Source organism: Bacteroides salyersiae (assembly GCF_031172035.1).
Taxonomy (GTDB): domain Bacteria; phylum Bacteroidota; class Bacteroidia; order Bacteroidales; family Bacteroidaceae; genus Bacteroides; species Bacteroides salyersiae.
On record NZ_CP133452.1, the window covers coordinates 627,548 to 645,181 of the forward strand.

General features: G+C 40.6%; 16 protein-coding genes and 1 tRNA gene. 12 read left to right on the forward strand and 5 right to left on the reverse strand.

The window, feature by feature from the left end:
• Positions 1–175 precede the first annotated feature (175 nt).
• From RB604_RS02535 to RB604_RS02575, 9 genes are all read left to right on the forward strand, one after another.
• Entirely contained in the window at positions 176–1,513 is a 1,338-nt protein-coding gene (locus RB604_RS02535) for a site-specific integrase (RefSeq protein ID WP_004291332.1), read from the forward strand.
• Positions 1,514–1,520: 7 nt separating this feature from the next.
• A complete protein-coding gene (locus RB604_RS02540) occupies positions 1,521–2,462 on the forward strand; it encodes a DUF6043 family protein (protein WP_055293704.1) in 942 nt (313 codons plus the stop codon).
• A gap of 169 nt (positions 2,463–2,631) precedes the next feature.
• The gene (locus tag RB604_RS02545; RefSeq protein WP_007763424.1) at positions 2,632–2,946 is read left to right on the forward strand and encodes a helix-turn-helix transcriptional regulator; all 315 of its coding nucleotides are present in this window, start codon (positions 2,632–2,634) and stop codon (positions 2,944–2,946) included.
• A gap of 4 nt (positions 2,947–2,950) precedes the next feature.
• Complete coding sequence (locus tag RB604_RS02550; RefSeq protein WP_004291344.1) at positions 2,951–4,141, forward strand: primase-helicase family protein; 1,191 nt, start codon at positions 2,951–2,953, stop codon at positions 4,139–4,141.
• Positions 4,142–4,373: 232 nt separating this feature from the next.
• Positions 4,374–5,330: a DUF8464 domain-containing protein gene (locus RB604_RS02555; RefSeq protein ID WP_055293706.1), complete on the forward strand. Its 957-nt coding sequence runs from the start codon at positions 4,374–4,376 to the stop codon at positions 5,328–5,330.
• Between the two features lie 210 nt (positions 5,331–5,540).
• Positions 5,541–6,944, forward strand: coding sequence for a coiled-coil domain-containing protein (locus RB604_RS02560; RefSeq protein WP_055293708.1), 1,404 nt, complete (start codon positions 5,541–5,543; stop codon positions 6,942–6,944).
• A gap of 318 nt (positions 6,945–7,262) precedes the next feature.
• Positions 7,263–7,982, forward strand: coding sequence for a hypothetical protein (locus RB604_RS02565; protein WP_005649593.1), 720 nt, complete (start codon positions 7,263–7,265; stop codon positions 7,980–7,982).
• Positions 7,983–8,037: 55 nt separating this feature from the next.
• Positions 8,038–8,481 carry a hypothetical protein gene (locus RB604_RS02570; RefSeq protein WP_055293710.1) on the forward strand — a complete coding sequence of 148 codons (444 nt, stop codon included), beginning with the start codon at positions 8,038–8,040 and terminating at the stop codon, positions 8,479–8,481.
• A gap of 9 nt (positions 8,482–8,490) precedes the next feature.
• Complete coding sequence (locus tag RB604_RS02575) at positions 8,491–9,231, forward strand: NERD domain-containing protein (protein ID WP_055293712.1); 741 nt, start codon at positions 8,491–8,493, stop codon at positions 9,229–9,231.
• A 25-nt stretch (positions 9,232–9,256) separates the two neighbouring features.
• Here the strand turns inward: RB604_RS02575 and RB604_RS02580 are convergent, their stop codons facing one another.
• Together RB604_RS02580 and RB604_RS02585 are read right to left on the reverse strand one after the other, a co-directional pair.
• A complete protein-coding gene (locus RB604_RS02580) occupies positions 9,257–10,066 on the reverse strand; it encodes a Fic family protein (RefSeq protein WP_055293714.1) in 810 nt (269 codons plus the stop codon).
• Between the two features lie 175 nt (positions 10,067–10,241).
• Positions 10,242–10,325 (reverse strand) — tRNA-Leu (locus tag RB604_RS02585).
• A 157-nt stretch (positions 10,326–10,482) separates the two neighbouring features.
• Here RB604_RS02585 and RB604_RS02590 point away from each other — a divergent pair.
• Both RB604_RS02590 and RB604_RS02595 read left to right on the forward strand, forming a co-directional pair.
• Positions 10,483–11,565: a mannose-1-phosphate guanylyltransferase gene (locus RB604_RS02590; RefSeq protein ID WP_007479953.1), complete on the forward strand. Its 1,083-nt coding sequence runs from the start codon at positions 10,483–10,485 to the stop codon at positions 11,563–11,565.
• A 184-nt stretch (positions 11,566–11,749) separates the two neighbouring features.
• On the forward strand, positions 11,750–12,925 hold the full coding sequence (locus RB604_RS02595) for a DUF418 domain-containing protein (protein ID WP_005928865.1): 1,176 nt from the start codon (positions 11,750–11,752) through the stop codon (positions 12,923–12,925).
• Between the two features lie 83 nt (positions 12,926–13,008).
• Here the strand turns inward: RB604_RS02595 and RB604_RS02600 are convergent, their stop codons facing one another.
• From RB604_RS02600 to RB604_RS02610, 3 genes are all read right to left on the reverse strand, one after another.
• Positions 13,009–13,410: an HIT family protein gene (locus tag RB604_RS02600; RefSeq protein WP_005928862.1), complete on the reverse strand. Its 402-nt coding sequence runs from the start codon at positions 13,408–13,410 to the stop codon at positions 13,009–13,011.
• A gap of 57 nt (positions 13,411–13,467) precedes the next feature.
• Complete coding sequence (gene greA / locus RB604_RS02605) at positions 13,468–13,932, reverse strand: transcription elongation factor GreA (RefSeq protein ID WP_005928859.1); 465 nt, start codon at positions 13,930–13,932, stop codon at positions 13,468–13,470.
• Positions 13,933–14,111: 179 nt separating this feature from the next.
• Complete coding sequence (locus RB604_RS02610) at positions 14,112–15,263, reverse strand: DUF4369 domain-containing protein (protein WP_005928854.1); 1,152 nt, start codon at positions 15,261–15,263, stop codon at positions 14,112–14,114.
• 196 nt (positions 15,264–15,459) lie between these two features.
• Here RB604_RS02610 and pnp point away from each other — a divergent pair, with 196 nt between their 5' ends.
• Positions 15,460–17,586 carry a polyribonucleotide nucleotidyltransferase gene (pnp, locus tag RB604_RS02615; protein WP_055293983.1) on the forward strand — a complete coding sequence of 709 codons (2,127 nt, stop codon included), beginning with the start codon at positions 15,460–15,462 and terminating at the stop codon, positions 17,584–17,586.
• Positions 17,587–17,634 lie beyond the last annotated feature (48 nt).

The window sequence follows — 17,634 nt, forward strand, 5'->3', positions numbered from 1 at the left end:
TGTGGGTAAAAAGAAAAATGCGGAAAAACGCAGCAATTACACTGTATTTTAATATGTTACAATCCTATTAAATTTTAATCCAAGTTAATCGAATTGCAAAATATTTAGCAGATGTGGGGAAAATGTGGGGAAAATATCTATATTTGCAGCAGAGTAAAATTCAACCTGAAAGTCTATGAAAGTAACCTTTATCATTAAAAAAGCAGCCAAGCGATATGATACAGAATCCATGGCTACAATCTATGTCCGTTTTAGAAACGGAAGGCAGTTAGACTCCGTTGCTCCTACTCAGTTAGCCATCAATCCCAATCTATGGGATGATAAAGACGAATGTGTAAAAACGAAAGCTGTCTGCAATGAAGAAATGCGTACCCATATAAATGAAGAGATACGCCAGTTGAAAACCTATATCGAGAAGGTATATCAACAAGAAAAGGAAGCAATAGACAAAGAATGGCTAAAAACAACACTTGATAAATTTTACCATCCTGAAAAATATTTTTTGCCGGAGGAAGTGGTTATCAAGCCTACCATTGGAGAACTATTCGATGAATTTCTAAACAAACACCCTTTGTCGGAAGTACGAAAGAAAAATTTCCGGGTTGTCAAAAGAGCCTTACTGCGTTATGAACTATATGTAAGGGCAACAAAGAGAGGACAAAAGGGCTTTATCCTTGACGTGGATTTGGTAACACCTGACACGCTTCGGGATATGTGGGATTTCTTTCAGAACGAATACCAGTATTATGAACTTTACCCGAGCATTTATGAAGCCATTCCCGAAAAGAGGACACCACAGCCCAGAAGCAAGAACACGCTGATAGACTGTTTTTCAAGAATACGCACATTCTTCCTGTGGTGCTTCGATAACAAACGCACCACAAACAGACCTTTCGACAAGTTTCCGATAGAGGAGTGTACATACGGCACACCTTATTATATAACACTCGAAGAAAGGGACAGGATTTTTAATGCAGACCTTTCTGCCACCCCACAACTGGCAATACAGAGGGATATATTCATATTTCAGACACTGATAGGATGCAGGGTGAGCGACCTGTACCGAATGACCAAACTAAATGTGGTCAATGAAGCCATAGAATATATTCCCAAGAAAACCAAAGAGGGGAATCCGGTTACGGTACGTGTTCCACTTAACGACAAAGCGAAAGAAATCCTTGAACGCTACAAAGAATATGAGGGAAAACTGTTGCCGTTCATATCCGAGCAAAAGTACAATGATGCCATAAAAAAGATATTCAAGTTGGCTGGAGTTGACCGCATCGTAACAATCTTAGACCCGTTGACACACAACGAAATCAAACGACCTATTTATGAAGTGGCAAGCAGCCATCTGGCAAGACGTACGTTTATCGGCAATATCTATAAAAAAGTGAAAGACCCGAACCTTGTTTCCGCACTGTCGGGACACAAGGAGGGAAGCAAAGCTTTCAGACGATACAGGGATATTGACGAAGAAATGAAGAAAGACCTTGTAAAACTATTAGACTGATACTTGTATGGGACAACAGGAATATGACAATTTTAAAAGACTGATAAAGGAATGGCTCGACAGCCATCCGAATGAATATGCTGATTTTGTAGAAGAAATGAACGACAAGAAGTTCAAAGGGTTCTTCAATATTTTCAATACGGCTGTAAGGCTTGTACCGAAATATAAAGAAGCAGCACGCAAGAGAATAGGCGATGATAGAAACCCTGATTTCGAGGAACTGGAAAATGTTCTTTTACAATCAGACCTTGCCGAGAAGATAGTGAATGAGTTTCATACCCAGAACAAGAGAAGCATTGTCCCTGCCATGCTCGCATGGCTCTATTACGGACGAAGCTATGAGTGCATGGTGGAACAGGGTGAGGAACTGACCAAAAGAAAGGATATTCCCACCTTATACAAATGGCTTGTTTCCGGCATGGTCAAATTCATTATCAGAAAAAGCATCGCCAATGGCATGAGAACCAAAGAGGACTGGCAAGTGTTCAGGAAGCAACAGAAAGCCATTGAGGAAAACTCTCTTGTGGAATGGGCAATAGAAGAAGATGAAGACATGGACGAGGAAGAAACAGATATGTTGCAGGAAGAACAGCCAAAGACCGCAGGGCGCAAAGCCGACACACGCACGTTGCCCGAACTTCTGATAGAAAGGCATGACATACTGACTGAAAGAATTGGCACACGATTAAAAACCCATGCTACGGAAACAGATATAGCACGGCTGTTTATCGCACTGGTGGAATACCGCTTCATGCGGAAGTGTCCCATCAAGACTTTCAGAAACGCACTGCACGAGCAATTCAATGAACAAGAAATCGTCCACGAAAGAGGCATTCAAAAAGCATACAGAAATCTCATTTCACCACTTGGAAACAGCAAGAAACTGGTAAAAGACATTGGTGAAGACCATGAAGCCATCGAGGAATTGAAAGCCTATCTATCCAATTGAAACTCGTTTAATTCGCTTTTCGTTTTTACGAATTTAACGAATTGAATATCATTGTTTTACGATTGATTTTCATTATATATTTGCGCCACTATCCTAATCGGGGTAGTGGCTTTTCGTTTATAATACTGCCGAAACGGGAAGTCTTACAACCGGCAGTTTCAAGAAGCCTATGACAGATTTATTGGCAATTATCCAAAACGGGAACGGCAACATCAAGTTGGAAGTAACAGGAGAAGATTTGCTATTATTCTCCAACCAGTTAATCAGCCGTGCGAAACATGAACTTTCTACCGCCATTGCGGAAGCAAGAAAGGAGAAGTATCTAACCAAAGAGGAAGTGAAAAAGATGTGCGGTGTTTGTGATACCACACTCTGGCACTGGTCTAAGAAAAACTATCTGAAGCCTGTAAAGGTTGGAAACAAGGTCAGATACCGACAATCCGACATTCAGAGAATCTTAGGTGAACACAACCCTTTAATCTAAGCCTATGAAGGAGGAAGAATATATGCGCGTAGGAACAACTTTGTACAAGGTAGTCAATCAGCCATGCGCCAATGGCGGTTATGAGAAGAAACGTGTCGTATGGAACAACAGCACATTACGGCAGGACTATGGAAAGAATTATCTTGCCACCGTCCCCAAGTATGACGGCTTTTGCACTGTTCCCAATCATCTGAACTACCAAAAGGAGATTGAGGGGTTTCTGAACCTTTACGAACCGATAGAGCATAAACCGCAACAGGGGGACTTCTCCCACATCCAATCCTTGATGCGGCACATCTTCGGGGAACAATACGAGCTGGGTATGGACTATATGCAACTGCTGTATCTACAGCCGACACAGAAGCTGCCCATTGTCCTACTTGTTTCAGAGGAACGCAACACTGGCAAAAGCACGTTCTTGAACTTTCTGAAAGCCGTGTTTGAGAATAATGTGACTTTCAACACCAACGAGGATTTCCGCAGCCAGTTCAATTCCGACTGGGCAGGAAAGCTGCTAATCGTTGTGGACGAAGTTTTGCTCAACCGCAGGGAAGACAGCGAACGATTGAAAAACCTGAGCACCACTTTCACCTACAAGGTGGAAGCCAAAGGCAAAGACCGAACGGAGATTGCTTTCTTTGCCAAGTTCGTGCTATGTTCCAACAACGAATATCTGCCCATACTCATAGACGCAGGAGAAACACGCTACTGGGTGCGGAAGATAATGCCGTTGCAGAGTGATGATACCAACTTTCTGCAAAAGCTAAAAGCAGAAATACCCGCATTTCTTTATTTCCTGACCCAAAGGGAACTATCCACAACACAGGAAAGCCGTATGTGGTTCAACCCAAGACTGACACATACCGCAGCCTTGCAGAAAATAATCCGAAGCAACCGCAACCGACTGGAAATAGAAATGACCGAGTTGTTGCTTGACATCATGTCGAACATGAACGTGGAAAGCGTATCATTCTGCCTGAACGACCTTGTAACCTTGCTACTCTATTCACAGGTCAAGGTTGAAAAGTATCAAGTGAGGAAAGTTGTGCAGGAAGTATGGAAACTTACTTCCGCACACAATTCGCTATCCTACACCGCTTATGAGTTCGCACCCCATCGTGAGTGCCACTATGAGCCGAAAAGGAAAACTGGTCGGTTTTATACGGTAACGAAAGAACAACTGACCGCTATCTAATTATTTTGATGAAATGATGAATAAGGGAAGTAACATATTGCCTTACAGATAGATATGTATTCATCAAACACTCATCAACAACGATTGCTGATGAAAAAAGAAAACATCATTTTTCTTTTGGCAAGCAATCTGATGAGAAAAAGATGAATCGATATAATCCTGTTTAACAGCGTATTACATTTCAAATTCATCAAATCATCATTTTTTCATTCACCTACAAATCCGTAAGAAAATGACAATAGAAGAAGCTAAAAGCATACGAATAGCCGACTACCTGCACAGCTTGGGTTATTCACCAGTAAAACAACAAGGTATCAACCTTTGGTACAAATCTCCGTTTAGGGAAGAGAGTGAAGCATCGTTCAAAGTGAATACCGAACGTGAACAATGGTATGATTTCGGTTTGGGAAAGGGCGGAAACATCATTGCACTGGCTGCACATCTGTACGCTACCGACCATGTACCTTACATCTTGAAACGGATAGCGGAGCAGACACCGCACGTGCGCCCGATATCTTTCTCTTTTGGCAAGCAAAGCTCTTCCAAGCCGAGCTTCCAACATCTGGAGATTGTTCCGCTGTCATCTCCTGCCCTGCTTGCCTACTTGCAAGGTAGAGGAATAAATACAGAACTGGCGAAAAGAGAATGTAGTGAAGCCCGTTTCACCCACAACGGCAAGCGGTACTTTGCCATCGCCTTTCCCAATGGTTCGGGTGGGTTTGAGGTTCGCAACCGCTATTTTAAGGGTTGCATCGCCCCAAAGGAAATCTCCCACATCAGACAGTCGGGAAAAGTGAGGAATACCTGTTATATATTCGAGGGATTTATGGACTACCTCTCCTTTTTGACATTGAGACAAGAGAGCTGCCCGAATTATCCGGAATTGGACGGGCAGGACTACATTGTATTGAACTCAGTATCGAATGTAAACAAGGCTCTCTATCCGTTGGGCAATTACGAACGCATCCACTGCTTTTTCGACAACGACCATGCAGGCATGGAAGCCCTCCAACAAATCCGCAAGGAATACGGCAGAGACCGATACATCCATGACGCTTCACAGATTTACAGCGGATGCAAGGACTTGAACGAATACTTACAGAAACAGGTTGAAAGAAAAAGGCAAGTCCAATCCGTCAAAGGAGTGAGCAACCAGTCACCGAAAAAGAAAAACGGCTTTCGGTTATAGCCCACTATAACTACACGCTCCGCTTTCGTAGTTGTGGGCTCTCCCGAGGGGATTAGGGCTTTGCCCTAATAACCCACTCAGGGCGTTTCACCCCTGAGAACCCCGAGCAAAGAGTGACCCTCTCTTTGCAATCTCCGCTTATGGGTTACCCCTAAGAACCCCTCTGCGAAAGCGAGCAAAATAATCAATCGTAAACAAAGAAAAGAAGCTATGGCAACAAAATCAAGCATACATATCAAGCCTTGCAACATCGCATCGAGCGAGGCACACAACCGAAGGACTGCCGAGTATATGTGTAATATCGGGGAGTCCAGAATCTATGTCGTTCCCGAACTTTCCACCGATAACGAACAGTGGACAAATCCCGACTTCGGCACTCACGAACTGCGGACGCACTATGACAACATCAAACGGATGGTCAAGGAAAAGACCGGACGTGCCATGCAGGAAAAGGAAAGGGAACGCAAGGGAAAGAATGGAAAGATTATCAAGGTGGCGGGATGTTCACCCATCCGTGAAGGAGTATTGCTCATCAGACCGGATACCACACTGGCTGATGTACGCAAATTCGGTAAAGAGTGTCAAAGACGCTGGGGTATCACTCCACTACAAATTTTCCTGCACAAAGACGAAGGGCATTGGCTGAACGGTCAGCCGAAAACGGAAGACAAAGAGAGCTTTCAAGTCGGGAGCAGATGGTTCAAACCAAACTATCATGCCCATGTCGTTTTCGACTGGATGAACCATGAAACCGGAAAGAGCCGAAAGCTCAATGACGAGGATATGGCAACCATGCAGACCCTTGCTTCCGATATTCTCCTGATGGAACGTGGGCAGGCAAAAGTTGTTACAGGTAAAGAGCATCTGGAACGAAACGACTTCATCATTGAGAAGCAGAAAGCTGAACTGCAACGTATAGAGGAAACCAAGCGACACAAGGAACAACAAGTAAGCCTTGCCGAGCAGGAACTCAAACAGGTAAAAGCAGAGATACGCACGGACAAACTCAAAAGTGCAGCTACCGATGTAGCCACTGCCATAACCAGCAGTGTAGGTTCTCTTTTCGGAAGTGGTAAATTAAAAGATTTGGAACAAACCAATGAAAGTTTACGGCATGAAATTGCCAAACGTGACAAGGGCATTGATGAATTAAGAGCCAAGATGCAACAAATGCAGGAACAGCACGGCAAGCAGATTCGTAACCTGCAAGGAATACATAATCAAGAGCTTGAAACCAAAGACAAGGAAATATCACGATTGAACACCATTCTTGAAAAAGCGTTCAACTGGTTTCCATTACTCAAAGAAATGTTGAGAATGGAAAAACTATGCTATGCCATCGGATTTACCAAAGATATGGTAAACAGCCTTTTGGCAAAAAAAGAAGCTATCAGATGCAATGGAAAAATCTATTCCGAAGAACATAAACGAAGATTTGAAATCAAGAACGATATTTTCAAGATAGAGAAGAGTTCGGTTGATGAAAACAAATTAGTGCTAACTATAAACAGACAGCCGATAGGTGAATGGTTCAAAGAGCAATGGGAAAAATTAAGGCACGGTTTGCGACAATCAGCAGAAGAACCAAGAAAAAGTAGAGGATTCAGAATGTAATCTTGATAGTATTTGATTGTACCTCAATAAAATTGCATATCTTTGTAAGCGGATTGAGGCTACTCTTTCCAAGACATATTAGAATTTAGAAGAAGCGTTATGCTTATTTCTTGCGAATGAAAACCTGAGAAACTTTCAAACGTGTACAAGAATAGCATAGTGGTTCTCACGCTATAGCGTGGGCTGCTATTGTTACATCTGTACACAAAGGTTTTCTCAGGACCTTCATTCAAAGAGGTGGCATTACAGTTCCACGCTTCGTGATATTATAAAGTCCTTGTGGCAGCTGGAGGTGTATAATTAAAACAGTTAGTTGATATGAAACAGAATATATGTGTGGTAATATTTTTATTGCTTTCAACCATATGTAAAGCCCAAACATTCATATACCCCCAAAACGATTCTATCCTGACAGAATATAATGATGGAAAATTTTGGGCTTATTTAAACAAAAATGATTTTGTTGTAGGCCTTTCATGCTTTGAGGAAAAAGATGATTATGGAAAATACTATCACTTGGATATTTTTATCAAGAATTTAAGTGAAACCCCAATTGTATTCCAACCTGATAGCGTACACTCTAATCTACTAACAAAAAAAGATGATACTTTAAAACTTGAAGTATATACAAATGAAGAATATCAAAAAAAAATAAAACGCTCACAAGCATGGGCTATGGCATTATATGGAATCTCTGCCGGCATTAATGCAGGAACAGCAGGATATTCAACATCCTATTCTACGTCTTATTCTTCTAATGGTTATGCTTACACTACCATAACCAATCATTATGACGCTAATGCAGCATACCAAGCAAATGTTGCATCTACCAATCAAATGCTTACATTAGGACAAATGATGGATAATGACCGAACTATACGTGAACAAGGATATTTAAAAACCACAACTATTTATCCCGATGAAGCTATTATTGGCTATATGAATATTAAAAGGAAAAAAGGTAAGATTTTGATTGTAAACATTCCTATCGGAGATTATATTTACACTTTTAAATGGGATGTAAATAGAAAAAAATGAATACAATATTAGCTATACTGTTATACTTAATTTTAATCGCTTAAATAATTTACCTATGAAGAAACTTGTAATTATTTTTTATCTATTCTTGATTCCGTTATGTACCTTTGCACAAAACGAAAGTACCACTCCGCAAGCCAAAACGGCTAATGATTCTACTTTGATAAAAATTCATGCACTTTTGGAAGATATTGATTTTCGTATGCATGGACTTGACAGATATAAACTATATCCAACAGAAAATATGTATAATTTTCTACAACTGGATACTAAAACTGGGAAAATAGACGTTGTACAATGGTCTTTAGATGACGAGGAGGAATTTTCCGTAACACTTAATGGCGAAGATTTATCTTATGATACCGGATGTGGAACATTTGAATTATATCCTACAAAAAATATATATCAATTTCTTTTGTTAGATAAAGTAACAGGAAGAAGATGGCATGTTCAATGGGGATTTGAATCAAGTAAAAGATGGATAAAAAGAATCTATTAAATCAGTAATATGCATATTGTCATCATCGTTATCTTTTTTGCAGTGGCAATCTTTATTAAATTGAAGATGCCAATGTGGAAAGGCAAGTATTCAGAAAAGCTTGTGAATAACAAGATTCAAGAGTTACCAGAAGAGTATGTTGTTTTTAATGATTTACTATTCGAGAGTAGCGGATATTCAACGCAAATTGACCATATTGTAGTTTCACCTTATGGTGTATTTGTAATTGAAACAAAGGGATATAAAGGTTGGATTTTAGGCGGAGAAAACAGTGAATACTGGACGCAAACCATCTATAAAAGTAAACATCAATTTTACAATCCGATAAAACAAAACGCTGGACATGTAAGATTTTTGCATCATTTGCTCAAATGTTCAACGGATATACTTTTTATTCCAATTGTCGTTTTCAATAACAGTGCGGAATTAAAAGTGCATGCTGACAATAACATAGTTGTAAACAGATATAATCTAAAACGTGCTATATTACAATACAGAACTGCTGTTCTTAATCAGGAGACCATAAATTGGATAATACAGACAATTAACCAAAATCGCATAATCGCTGATAAAGAGAAACTAAAACAGCATAAGCATAACGCAAAGGCTCGGCAATACAGAAGTTCACGCCTAATAAATCAAGGTGTTTGTCCTCAATGCGGAGGATATCTCATTTTGAGGAAAGGCAAGTACGGCACTTTCTATGGATGTTCAAACTTTCCCACATGCAAGTTTACCATAAACTCATAAATAGCAATCCTTGTTTTATATAGTATCAGAACATAAAACTAAACCCTTTCTTTCGTGATACATTGAATCGTTCAATTTCTATAGAAAGTGATTTCTTCAACTGCCTTGCCATAAAGTCTAAAAACGGCTGATTAGTTTCTTCATTCTGACATTGGCGCAGGGAAAGAATATATTCTTCTCTATCTTCTTTAAATATTTTGGTCGGAAAAAGGTGATAGCAAAATTGGATGTAGTTCATCAGTAATCGAGCCGTTCTTCCGTTGCCATCCACCCACGGATGAATAGTTACTAAATTAAGGTGGGCATTAAAGCTCAATTTGTATTGTTCTCGAAGTGTTCCCATTTTTTTTTGCTTCTCTTGAAGAATCGCACAAAGTTCATCCACCTTAGCAGGAACTTTCAAATAGTTCATATAAGAATGTCCACCAACACCAGCCGTAACACCACATAGACGGAACTCTCCTTTAGAAGAATCAAAAGAGCCGCCCAACACACTGTGAACGCTGCCAGTAGTACGCATCAACATTGCATTCAACCTTTTCAGAAAAGCAGGAGTTATAGGTACAAGACTGCCTGATTCAGTTTTGGCAAGTTCATACGCTTGCTTCAAATCTTCATTCATCAGATGATGCACAAGCGGTTTCCCTTTCGCTGTTACTCCCTCGTCAAAGAGAAGCTGCGTATCAAGTTCGGTCAACGTTGAGCCTTCTATGGCTGTGGAATGGGTAATGAGAGAATAAAGGTAGTACTTGTCATAGTCCACCGCTTCACTGATACCAAGTTTTTGAAACTTCTGGTACAACAGTTCTATTTCTTGCCAAACACCTTGTTCCATTACTTTTATTTAATAGGCTTTATTTCTTTTCAAAGGTAACTTATTTACTACGTTCAACCAAAAGAAATAATGACTTACTGCTATATTTTTTGCACGTGTGGGGAAAATGTGGGGAAAATTCAAGCAAAAGAAAAAGCTAAGTATTGAATTATCAAATACTTAGCTTTCTTTCTTGTACCCAGACCCGGGGTCGAACCGGGATGGAAGTGAATCCACTGGTGTTTGAGACCAGCGCGTCTACCGATTCCGCCATCTGGGCAATTAGTTTCAAATGCGGTGCAAAGATACAGCTTTTTTCTAAATCTGCAAGCGTTTTAATAAAAAAAAGAGAGAAAAGATATAAAACATTCTCCAAATGCTTCCCTGTTAAAGGAATATATTGTACATTAGCAGAAACTTTTAAAACAGTCTACGACATGACAAGTAAAGATAATTATTGTGTAATCATGGGAGGCGGCATTGGCAGCCGCTTTTGGCCATTCAGCCGCAAAACACTTCCAAAACAATTCTTGGATTTCTTTGGCACGGGGCGTTCTTTGTTGCAACAAACCTTCGACCGCTTTAGTAAAGTGATCCCTACTGAAAATATATTCATTGTAACCAACGCAATGTATTCGGATCTTGTACAAGAGCAACTTCCGGAACTGAATCCGGACCAAATCCTGTTGGAACCGGCAAGAAGAAATACTGCTCCTTGCATCGCCTGGGCAGCATACCATATCCGTGCACTAAATCCAAATGCCAATATCGTAGTAGCGCCTTCGGATCATTTAATATTAAAAGAGGGGGAGTTTTTGGAAGCAATTGAAAAGGGACTTGATTTTGTTTCACATTCAGACAAACTACTCACATTAGGCATTAAACCCAATCGCCCGGAAACAGGCTATGGATATATCCAGATAGCCGAACAGGATGGCGATAATTTCTACAAAGTGAAAACTTTCACGGAAAAGCCGGAACTTGAACTTGCAAAAGTCTTTGTAGAAAGTGGTGAGTTTTATTGGAATTCCGGATTATTCATGTGGAACGTTAACACCATTATTAAAGCCGGTGAAACATTACTTCCGGAACTTGCTTCCAAGTTGATAGCCGGAAAAGACCTTTACGGAACACCAGAAGAAAAAGCGTTTATTAAAGAAAATTTCCCCGCCTGCCCCAATGTATCTATCGATTTCGGTATAATGGAAAAGGCAGAAAACGTATACGTTTCTCTCGGAGACTTCGGATGGTCGGATTTGGGAACCTGGGGTTCTCTTTATGACCTTTCACCCAAAGACGAGAACGGCAATGTCACTTTGAAATGCGATTCACTGATATACAACAGCAAAGACAACATAGTCGTACTCCCTCAAGGAAAGTTAGCTGTTATCGAAGGCCTTGAAGGATTTCTGGTTGCAGAATCAGACAACGTATTGCTCATTTGTAAGAAAGACGAAGAACACGCTATACGCAAATACGTAAATGACGCCCAAATTAAATTGGGAGACGACTATATCTAAAAGACAGAAAATAAAATCAATATAAGACCGGGAAAATGTATTTTCCGGTCTTTTTTATATCATTACAATTATTCATCCACATTTTTCTAAAGATATCGGTTTTATAACAACTATTTCTTTATATTTGCCACTAAATCTATGACCATTTTGTTTATCCCCCAATAAAAGAACAACCTATTAGAAAATGAACAAACCTCTTCAGACATCTTCCCGACTCGGTGTAGTGGATGCACTCCGTGGTTTTGCCTTACTGGCAATTGTATTATTACACAATTTGGAACATTACAACATTTACTTTATCCCCAATTCTCAGCCCGAATGGTTACAAATTATAGACAAGGGAGTGTGGGATACACTGTTTTTCTTATTCGCCGGGAAAGCTTATGCCACTTTCTCACTGTTATTCGGATTCAGTTTTTACATTCAATATCACAATGCAGAAAAAAGGGGAATAGATTTCCGGGGACGTTTCGCCTGGCGAATGGTTCTATTATTCTTATTTGCCCAGCTTCATGCATTATTCTACAATGGCGACATTCTGGTTTTATATTCAATTGTAGGTTTTACCCTGATTCCCGTTTGCAAATTGAAAAACAAAACCGTATTCTGGATCGCATTAATCCTGCTATTACAACCTTTTGAATGGGGACGAATGTTCTACGCGATGTGTAATCCCGATTATGTGATCAATGGAAATAAATTCATGCCTTACGCCCTGCTTGCTACGGAAGTTACAAGTCACGGTACATTCTTAGAAGTGCTGAACAATAATATATGGAACGGGCAATTATACAGCAACATCTGGCAGGTAGAAAACGGACGCCTATTCCAAACTGCCGCATTGTTCATGTTCGGTATGTTACTGGGACGTATGAAGTATTTCGTCAAGAGCAATGCCTCCATCAGAATATGGAAACGCATATTAAGACTATCCGTCATTGCTTTCATTCCACTGTATATCCTGCGCACATTCATACCGGAACATATCAGTAATCCTTCCATACTGACACCTTACAACGTCGTCCTCTCATCATTAGCCAATTTTTCCTTTATGACCATTCTGGTATCGGCCTTTACGCTGCTATGGTTCAAAAGAGAGAACGGATATAAGTGGCAACAAATTATTATCCCATACGGACGAATGAGTCTGACAAATTATATATCCCAATCAATTATGGGCGTCTGCATCTATTACGGCTTCGGTTTAGGACTTTACTCGTCCACCGGAGCAACGGCAACTTTGTTCATCGGACTCCTTATATTCACAATCCAACTGATATTCAGCCGTTATTGGCTGACACTGCATAAACAAGGGCCATTGGAATTCTTATGGCGGAAAGGCACATGGATAAAATTATAAAAAAGATCAAATCATAGAAAAGCAATAAGGCGTACGATCCAACCGGACAGTACGCCTTTCTATTCATTAAAAAGAAGAAAATATCATTTATTATTCCAAGCTTGATGAATTCGTTCGGCTATCTCCTTAAACTCATCACCAGATAATTTTAGTTTTGGATTAGAAATAATCATATCCGACTCCTTATTGATAGGAATAAGATGAATGTGAGCATGAGGAACTTCCATTCCCATAACCGCTACCCCCACGCGTTTGCAAGGAACAGCTTTTTCAATAGCTCGAGCTACAGATTTGGCAAAGACATGCATAGCAGCCAGATCATCATCACTCAAATCGAAAATATAATCAATCTCTTGCTTAGGAATCACCAGGGTATGTCCTTTCACCAGCGGATTGATATCAAGGAAAGCAAAAAAGCGTTCGTCTTCCGCCACCTTATAGCAGGGAATCTCACCTGCGATAATTCTACTGAATATTGTTGCCATAATCTAAATATGATATATAAAATAAGGCAAGCCCTTTTGCAGAGACTTGCCTTTGTGTTAAATCGAAATATTTACTACTTCCAGATTAATCTTACCTTGTGGCACCTGGATTTCAGCTATATCACCTACTTTCTTACCAAGTAAACCCTGTGCAATCGGTGTATTTACGGAAATCTTTCCTTCTTTCAGATTTGCCTCACTTTCGGAAACGATGGTATAAGTCATCTTCATACCATTCTTCATATTCTTCAGCTCCACTCTATTAAGAATCTGTACTGAATCTGTCTTTAACTTTGATTCATCAATAATCTTCGCATCAGCAATCACTGTTTTCAGCTTATTGATTCTCATCTCAAGCATGCCCTGAGCCTCTTTAGCCGCATCGTATTCCGCATTTTCCGACAAGTCACCCTTATCGCGCGCTTCGGCTATAGCAGCAGAAATCTTCGGGCGCTCTACTGTTTCCAGCTCTTTCAGTTCTGCCATCAATTTTTTGTAACCATCTTCTGACATATAAGCCATGATTTTTTCCTCCTTTATTTTAAACGGTCATATAAAACAAAAAAGAATTCCAACATGAATCATGCTGGAACCCTCTTCTCATTATTCCTCTGCAAAGATAAGCTTTTAAATGATATGCGTCAAGCAAAAAACAATGCTATGTAACATACTTTAAAGGAAATCTTCTTATTTATAACAACTTAAAGCAGTGATTTGATCGCGTTCTCCAAATCTTTCACATCTTCACCACGTGCACTTAGCTCATTATTCCGGTTGATAAGGAAGTAAGCAGGAACCTCGCGAACATTATATACCGCCGCGTTGGTAGAATACACGCCATTACCGTCTCGCACACAAATCCATGGCAAATTATCTGCCGATGTTTTCCAAAAATGCTCATCAGCATCCAAAGACACCTGATAGATTTCCAATCCCTGCCCTGCATACTTATTATAAAGCTCACGCAACATCAGATTATGAGGCGCCCCCGCAGGCGTTTGATAGACAGAGAAATCCAACAACACGACCTTACCTTTCAGTTCCGTCAGCTTACGGACATTCCCTTTTATATCACGAAGGCTGATATCAATGATTCCTGTCTCAGCTATTTTATCTTCCGGTATATCGATTGTTTTTTGCCGGGGAGCCCGGGTATTCTTCATCCCTTTTATAACGATATTATACAGATTCTTAGAGCGGACTGCATGAGGATAAGAATTGTTCAGGCTGGTAGCTACAGCAGCAAAACACTTCACATCGTCCTTACTGTTTAAAGGATCGAAAATCAGATAATCATTCAATTTCTGAAACAAAGCAAAATAAGCTGCCGCCGTATTAGGTGCTGCAAAAATATAGTTAACCTTCACATCGTCCTTATAATTTTTAATCAGTATCGCCAGACTGTCTTCAAAAACATCGTGCCCCATTTTGTCGGTACGGACGGCCATCAACAAAGCATTTACATCACTCTGCAAGCGTGCCTGCTTCAAACTAAGTTCTTTAATTTTCCGACTGCTTTCAGACCCTTCTACCGTATAGGCCGTTGCAAAATCAACATAAGGCGCTTTGATTGTGACAGTTTCAGTAGAATCAACAGAAAAATTAATAACCTTATCTTCCACACGCAACCGATAAAACTCCGGAGACTCGGGACGGGGTTGTGTAAAATTAAACGAACCATTGCCTTTTATTCTTACCGAATCCAAAGGGATAATTCCCTCCAAGGCCGATGATTCCAAATAAAGCATTTTCCCATTAGCATCCGAGACTTCTCCGTTTACCTTAAATTGAGAACCGGAATTACAAGAGCTCAAAGCTAAGGCAGCAAGTGCTACAAAAGTTATTTTTTTCATATCCATGCGTGTTATTTTTTGAACTGCAAATATACTTCTTTTCAAGACTTGTCAAAGCATTTTGCCTCGTTCTTCACCTTTTTTGGATAAAAAATTCAAATAAGCAATAACTTTTTATCTCATTTCCACTATATTAGAATGATAAATGTATATCTTTGCAGGAATTTTGAAAGAAAATATAGATAAAACAATTTTTATGATTAACCCAATTGTTAAGACAATCGAGTTAGGAGATGGCAGAACCATCACGCTCGAGACGGGAAAGTTGGCAAAACAGGCAGACGGTTCTGTAATGCTTCGCATGGGAAACACCATGTTGCTTGCTACTGTTTGTGCCGCTAAAGATGCAGTTCCCGGAACAGATTTTATGCCGCTTCAGGTAGAGTACAAAGAGAAATTTTCAGCATTCGGCCGTTTTCCCGGTGGCTTTACCAAAAGAGAAGGAAGAGCTTCTGATTACGAAATCCTTACCTGCCGTTTGGTAGACCGTGCTCTCCGCCCTTTATTCCCCGATAATTATCACGCAGAAGTTTACGTAAATATTATCCTGTTCTCTGCCGATGGTGTCGACATGCCTGATGCATTGGCAGGGCTTGCCGCTTCGGCCGCACTCGCTGTTTCAGATATTCCATTCAACGGACCTATCTCAGAAGTACGTGTAGCACGTATTGACGGTAATTATGTGATCAATCCTACTTTCGATCAACTCGAAAAGGCCGATATGGATATCATGGTTGCCGCTACCTATGAAAATATCATGATGGTAGAAGGTGAAATGCACGAAGTATCAGAAGCAGAATTACTGGAAGCAATGAAAGTTGCTCACGAAGCAATCAAAGGCCACTGTAAAGCTCAGATGGAATTGGCTCAAGAGGTTGGTAAAACGGTGAAACGCGAATACAATCACGAAGTCAATGACGAAGATCTTCGTAAAGCCGTTCGCGAAGCTTGCTATGAGAAATCATATGCCATCGCTGCTTCCGGAAACAGAAACAAGCACGAACGTCAAGATGCTTTCGATGCGATCCGCGACGAATTCAAATCACAATTCACAGAAGAAGAACTGGCAGAAAAAGGAGTTTTGATCGATCGTTATTATCATGATGTAGAAAAAGAGGCGATGCGTCGTTGCATTCTCGACGAAGGCAAACGCCTTGACGGACGTAAGACAAACGAAATTCGTCCTATCTGGTGTGAAGTCGATTATCTGCCGGGACCTCACGGTTCTGCTATCTTCACCCGTGGTGAAACTCAATCACTGACTTCTGTGACATTAGGCACCAAACTGGATGAAAAAATCATAGACGATGTATTGGTTCACGGAAAAGAACGTTTCCTATTGCACTATAATTTCCCTCCGTTCTCAACAGGTGAAGCAAAAGCACAGCGTGGTGTAGGACGTCGTGAAATAGGCCACGGACATTTGGCATGGCGTGCCCTGAAAGGAATGATCCCTGAAAACTATCCGTACGTAGTTCGTGTAGTTTCCGATATTCTCGAATCAAACGGTTCTTCTTCTATGGCTACCGTATGCGCCGGAACACTGGCATTGATGGATGCCGGTGTGAAGATCAAAAAACCGGTATCCGGTATTGCCATGGGATTGATCAAGAATGCCGGTGAAGACAAATACGCAGTACTTTCGGATATCTTAGGTGACGAGGACCACTTGGGAGATATGGACTTCAAAGTTACCGGAACCAAAGACGGTATCACTGCTACCCAAATGGATATCAAAGTAGACGGTTTGTCATTCGACATTCTCGAACGCGCATTGGAACAAGCAAAAGAAGGCCGTATGCACATCCTCGGCAAGATACATGAAACCATTGAAGAACCACGTACCGAACTGAAAGACCATGCTCCACGTATCGAGACCATGACTATTCCGAAAGAATTCATCGGAGCCATCATCGGCCCGGGCGGAAAGATTATTCAGGGAATGCAAGAGGATACCGGTGCTACTATCACCATCGAAGAGGTAGACGGTGTAGGCCGTATCGAGATTGCAGGCACTAACAAAAAATCTATTGACGACGCAATGCGTATGATCAAAGGTATTGTTGCCGTACCGGAGGTCGGAGAAGTATATAAAGGTAAAGTACGTTCGATCATGCCTTACGGTGCATTCGTTGAATTCCTGCCGGGCAAAGATGGTCTGTTGCATATCTCTGAAATCGACTGGAAACGTCTGGAAACAGTAGAAGAAGCCGGTATCAAAGAGGGAGACGAAATCGACGTAAAATTGATGGATATCGATCCTAAGACAGGAAAATTCAAACTATCAAGAAAAGTATTACTTCCGAAACCGGAAAAGAAATAAGCAGAATACAATTCTTATATTTATAGACAGATGGCTGAATCACAACAG

Excerpts from the sequence above, each read along its gene's own strand:
- RB604_RS02535 (WP_004291332.1), top strand. The coding sequence starts at position 176 with ATGAAAGTAACCTTTATCATTAAAAAAGCAGCCAAGCGATATGATACA.
- RB604_RS02540 (WP_055293704.1), top strand. The coding sequence starts at position 1,521 with ATGGGACAACAGGAATATGACAATTTTAAAAGACTGATAAAGGAATGG.
- RB604_RS02545 (WP_007763424.1), top strand. The coding sequence starts at position 2,632 with ATGACAGATTTATTGGCAATTATCCAAAACGGGAACGGCAACATCAAG.
- RB604_RS02550 (WP_004291344.1), top strand. The coding sequence starts at position 2,951 with ATGAAGGAGGAAGAATATATGCGCGTAGGAACAACTTTGTACAAGGTA.
- RB604_RS02555 (WP_055293706.1), top strand. The coding sequence starts at position 4,374 with ATGACAATAGAAGAAGCTAAAAGCATACGAATAGCCGACTACCTGCAC.
- RB604_RS02560 (WP_055293708.1), top strand. The coding sequence starts at position 5,541 with ATGGCAACAAAATCAAGCATACATATCAAGCCTTGCAACATCGCATCG.
- RB604_RS02565 (WP_005649593.1), top strand. The coding sequence starts at position 7,263 with ATGAAACAGAATATATGTGTGGTAATATTTTTATTGCTTTCAACCATA.
- RB604_RS02570 (WP_055293710.1), top strand. The coding sequence starts at position 8,038 with ATGAAGAAACTTGTAATTATTTTTTATCTATTCTTGATTCCGTTATGT.
- RB604_RS02575 (WP_055293712.1), top strand. The coding sequence starts at position 8,491 with ATGCATATTGTCATCATCGTTATCTTTTTTGCAGTGGCAATCTTTATT.
- RB604_RS02580 (WP_055293714.1), bottom strand. The coding sequence starts at position 10,066 with ATGGAACAAGGTGTTTGGCAAGAAATAGAACTGTTGTACCAGAAGTTT.
- RB604_RS02590 (WP_007479953.1), top strand. The coding sequence starts at position 10,483 with ATGACAAGTAAAGATAATTATTGTGTAATCATGGGAGGCGGCATTGGC.
- RB604_RS02595 (WP_005928865.1), top strand. The coding sequence starts at position 11,750 with ATGAACAAACCTCTTCAGACATCTTCCCGACTCGGTGTAGTGGATGCA.
- RB604_RS02600 (WP_005928862.1), bottom strand. The coding sequence starts at position 13,410 with ATGGCAACAATATTCAGTAGAATTATCGCAGGTGAGATTCCCTGCTAT.
- greA (WP_005928859.1), bottom strand. The coding sequence starts at position 13,932 with ATGGCTTATATGTCAGAAGATGGTTACAAAAAATTGATGGCAGAACTG.
- RB604_RS02610 (WP_005928854.1), bottom strand. The coding sequence starts at position 15,263 with ATGAAAAAAATAACTTTTGTAGCACTTGCTGCCTTAGCTTTGAGCTCT.
- pnp (WP_055293983.1), top strand. The coding sequence starts at position 15,460 with ATGATTAACCCAATTGTTAAGACAATCGAGTTAGGAGATGGCAGAACC.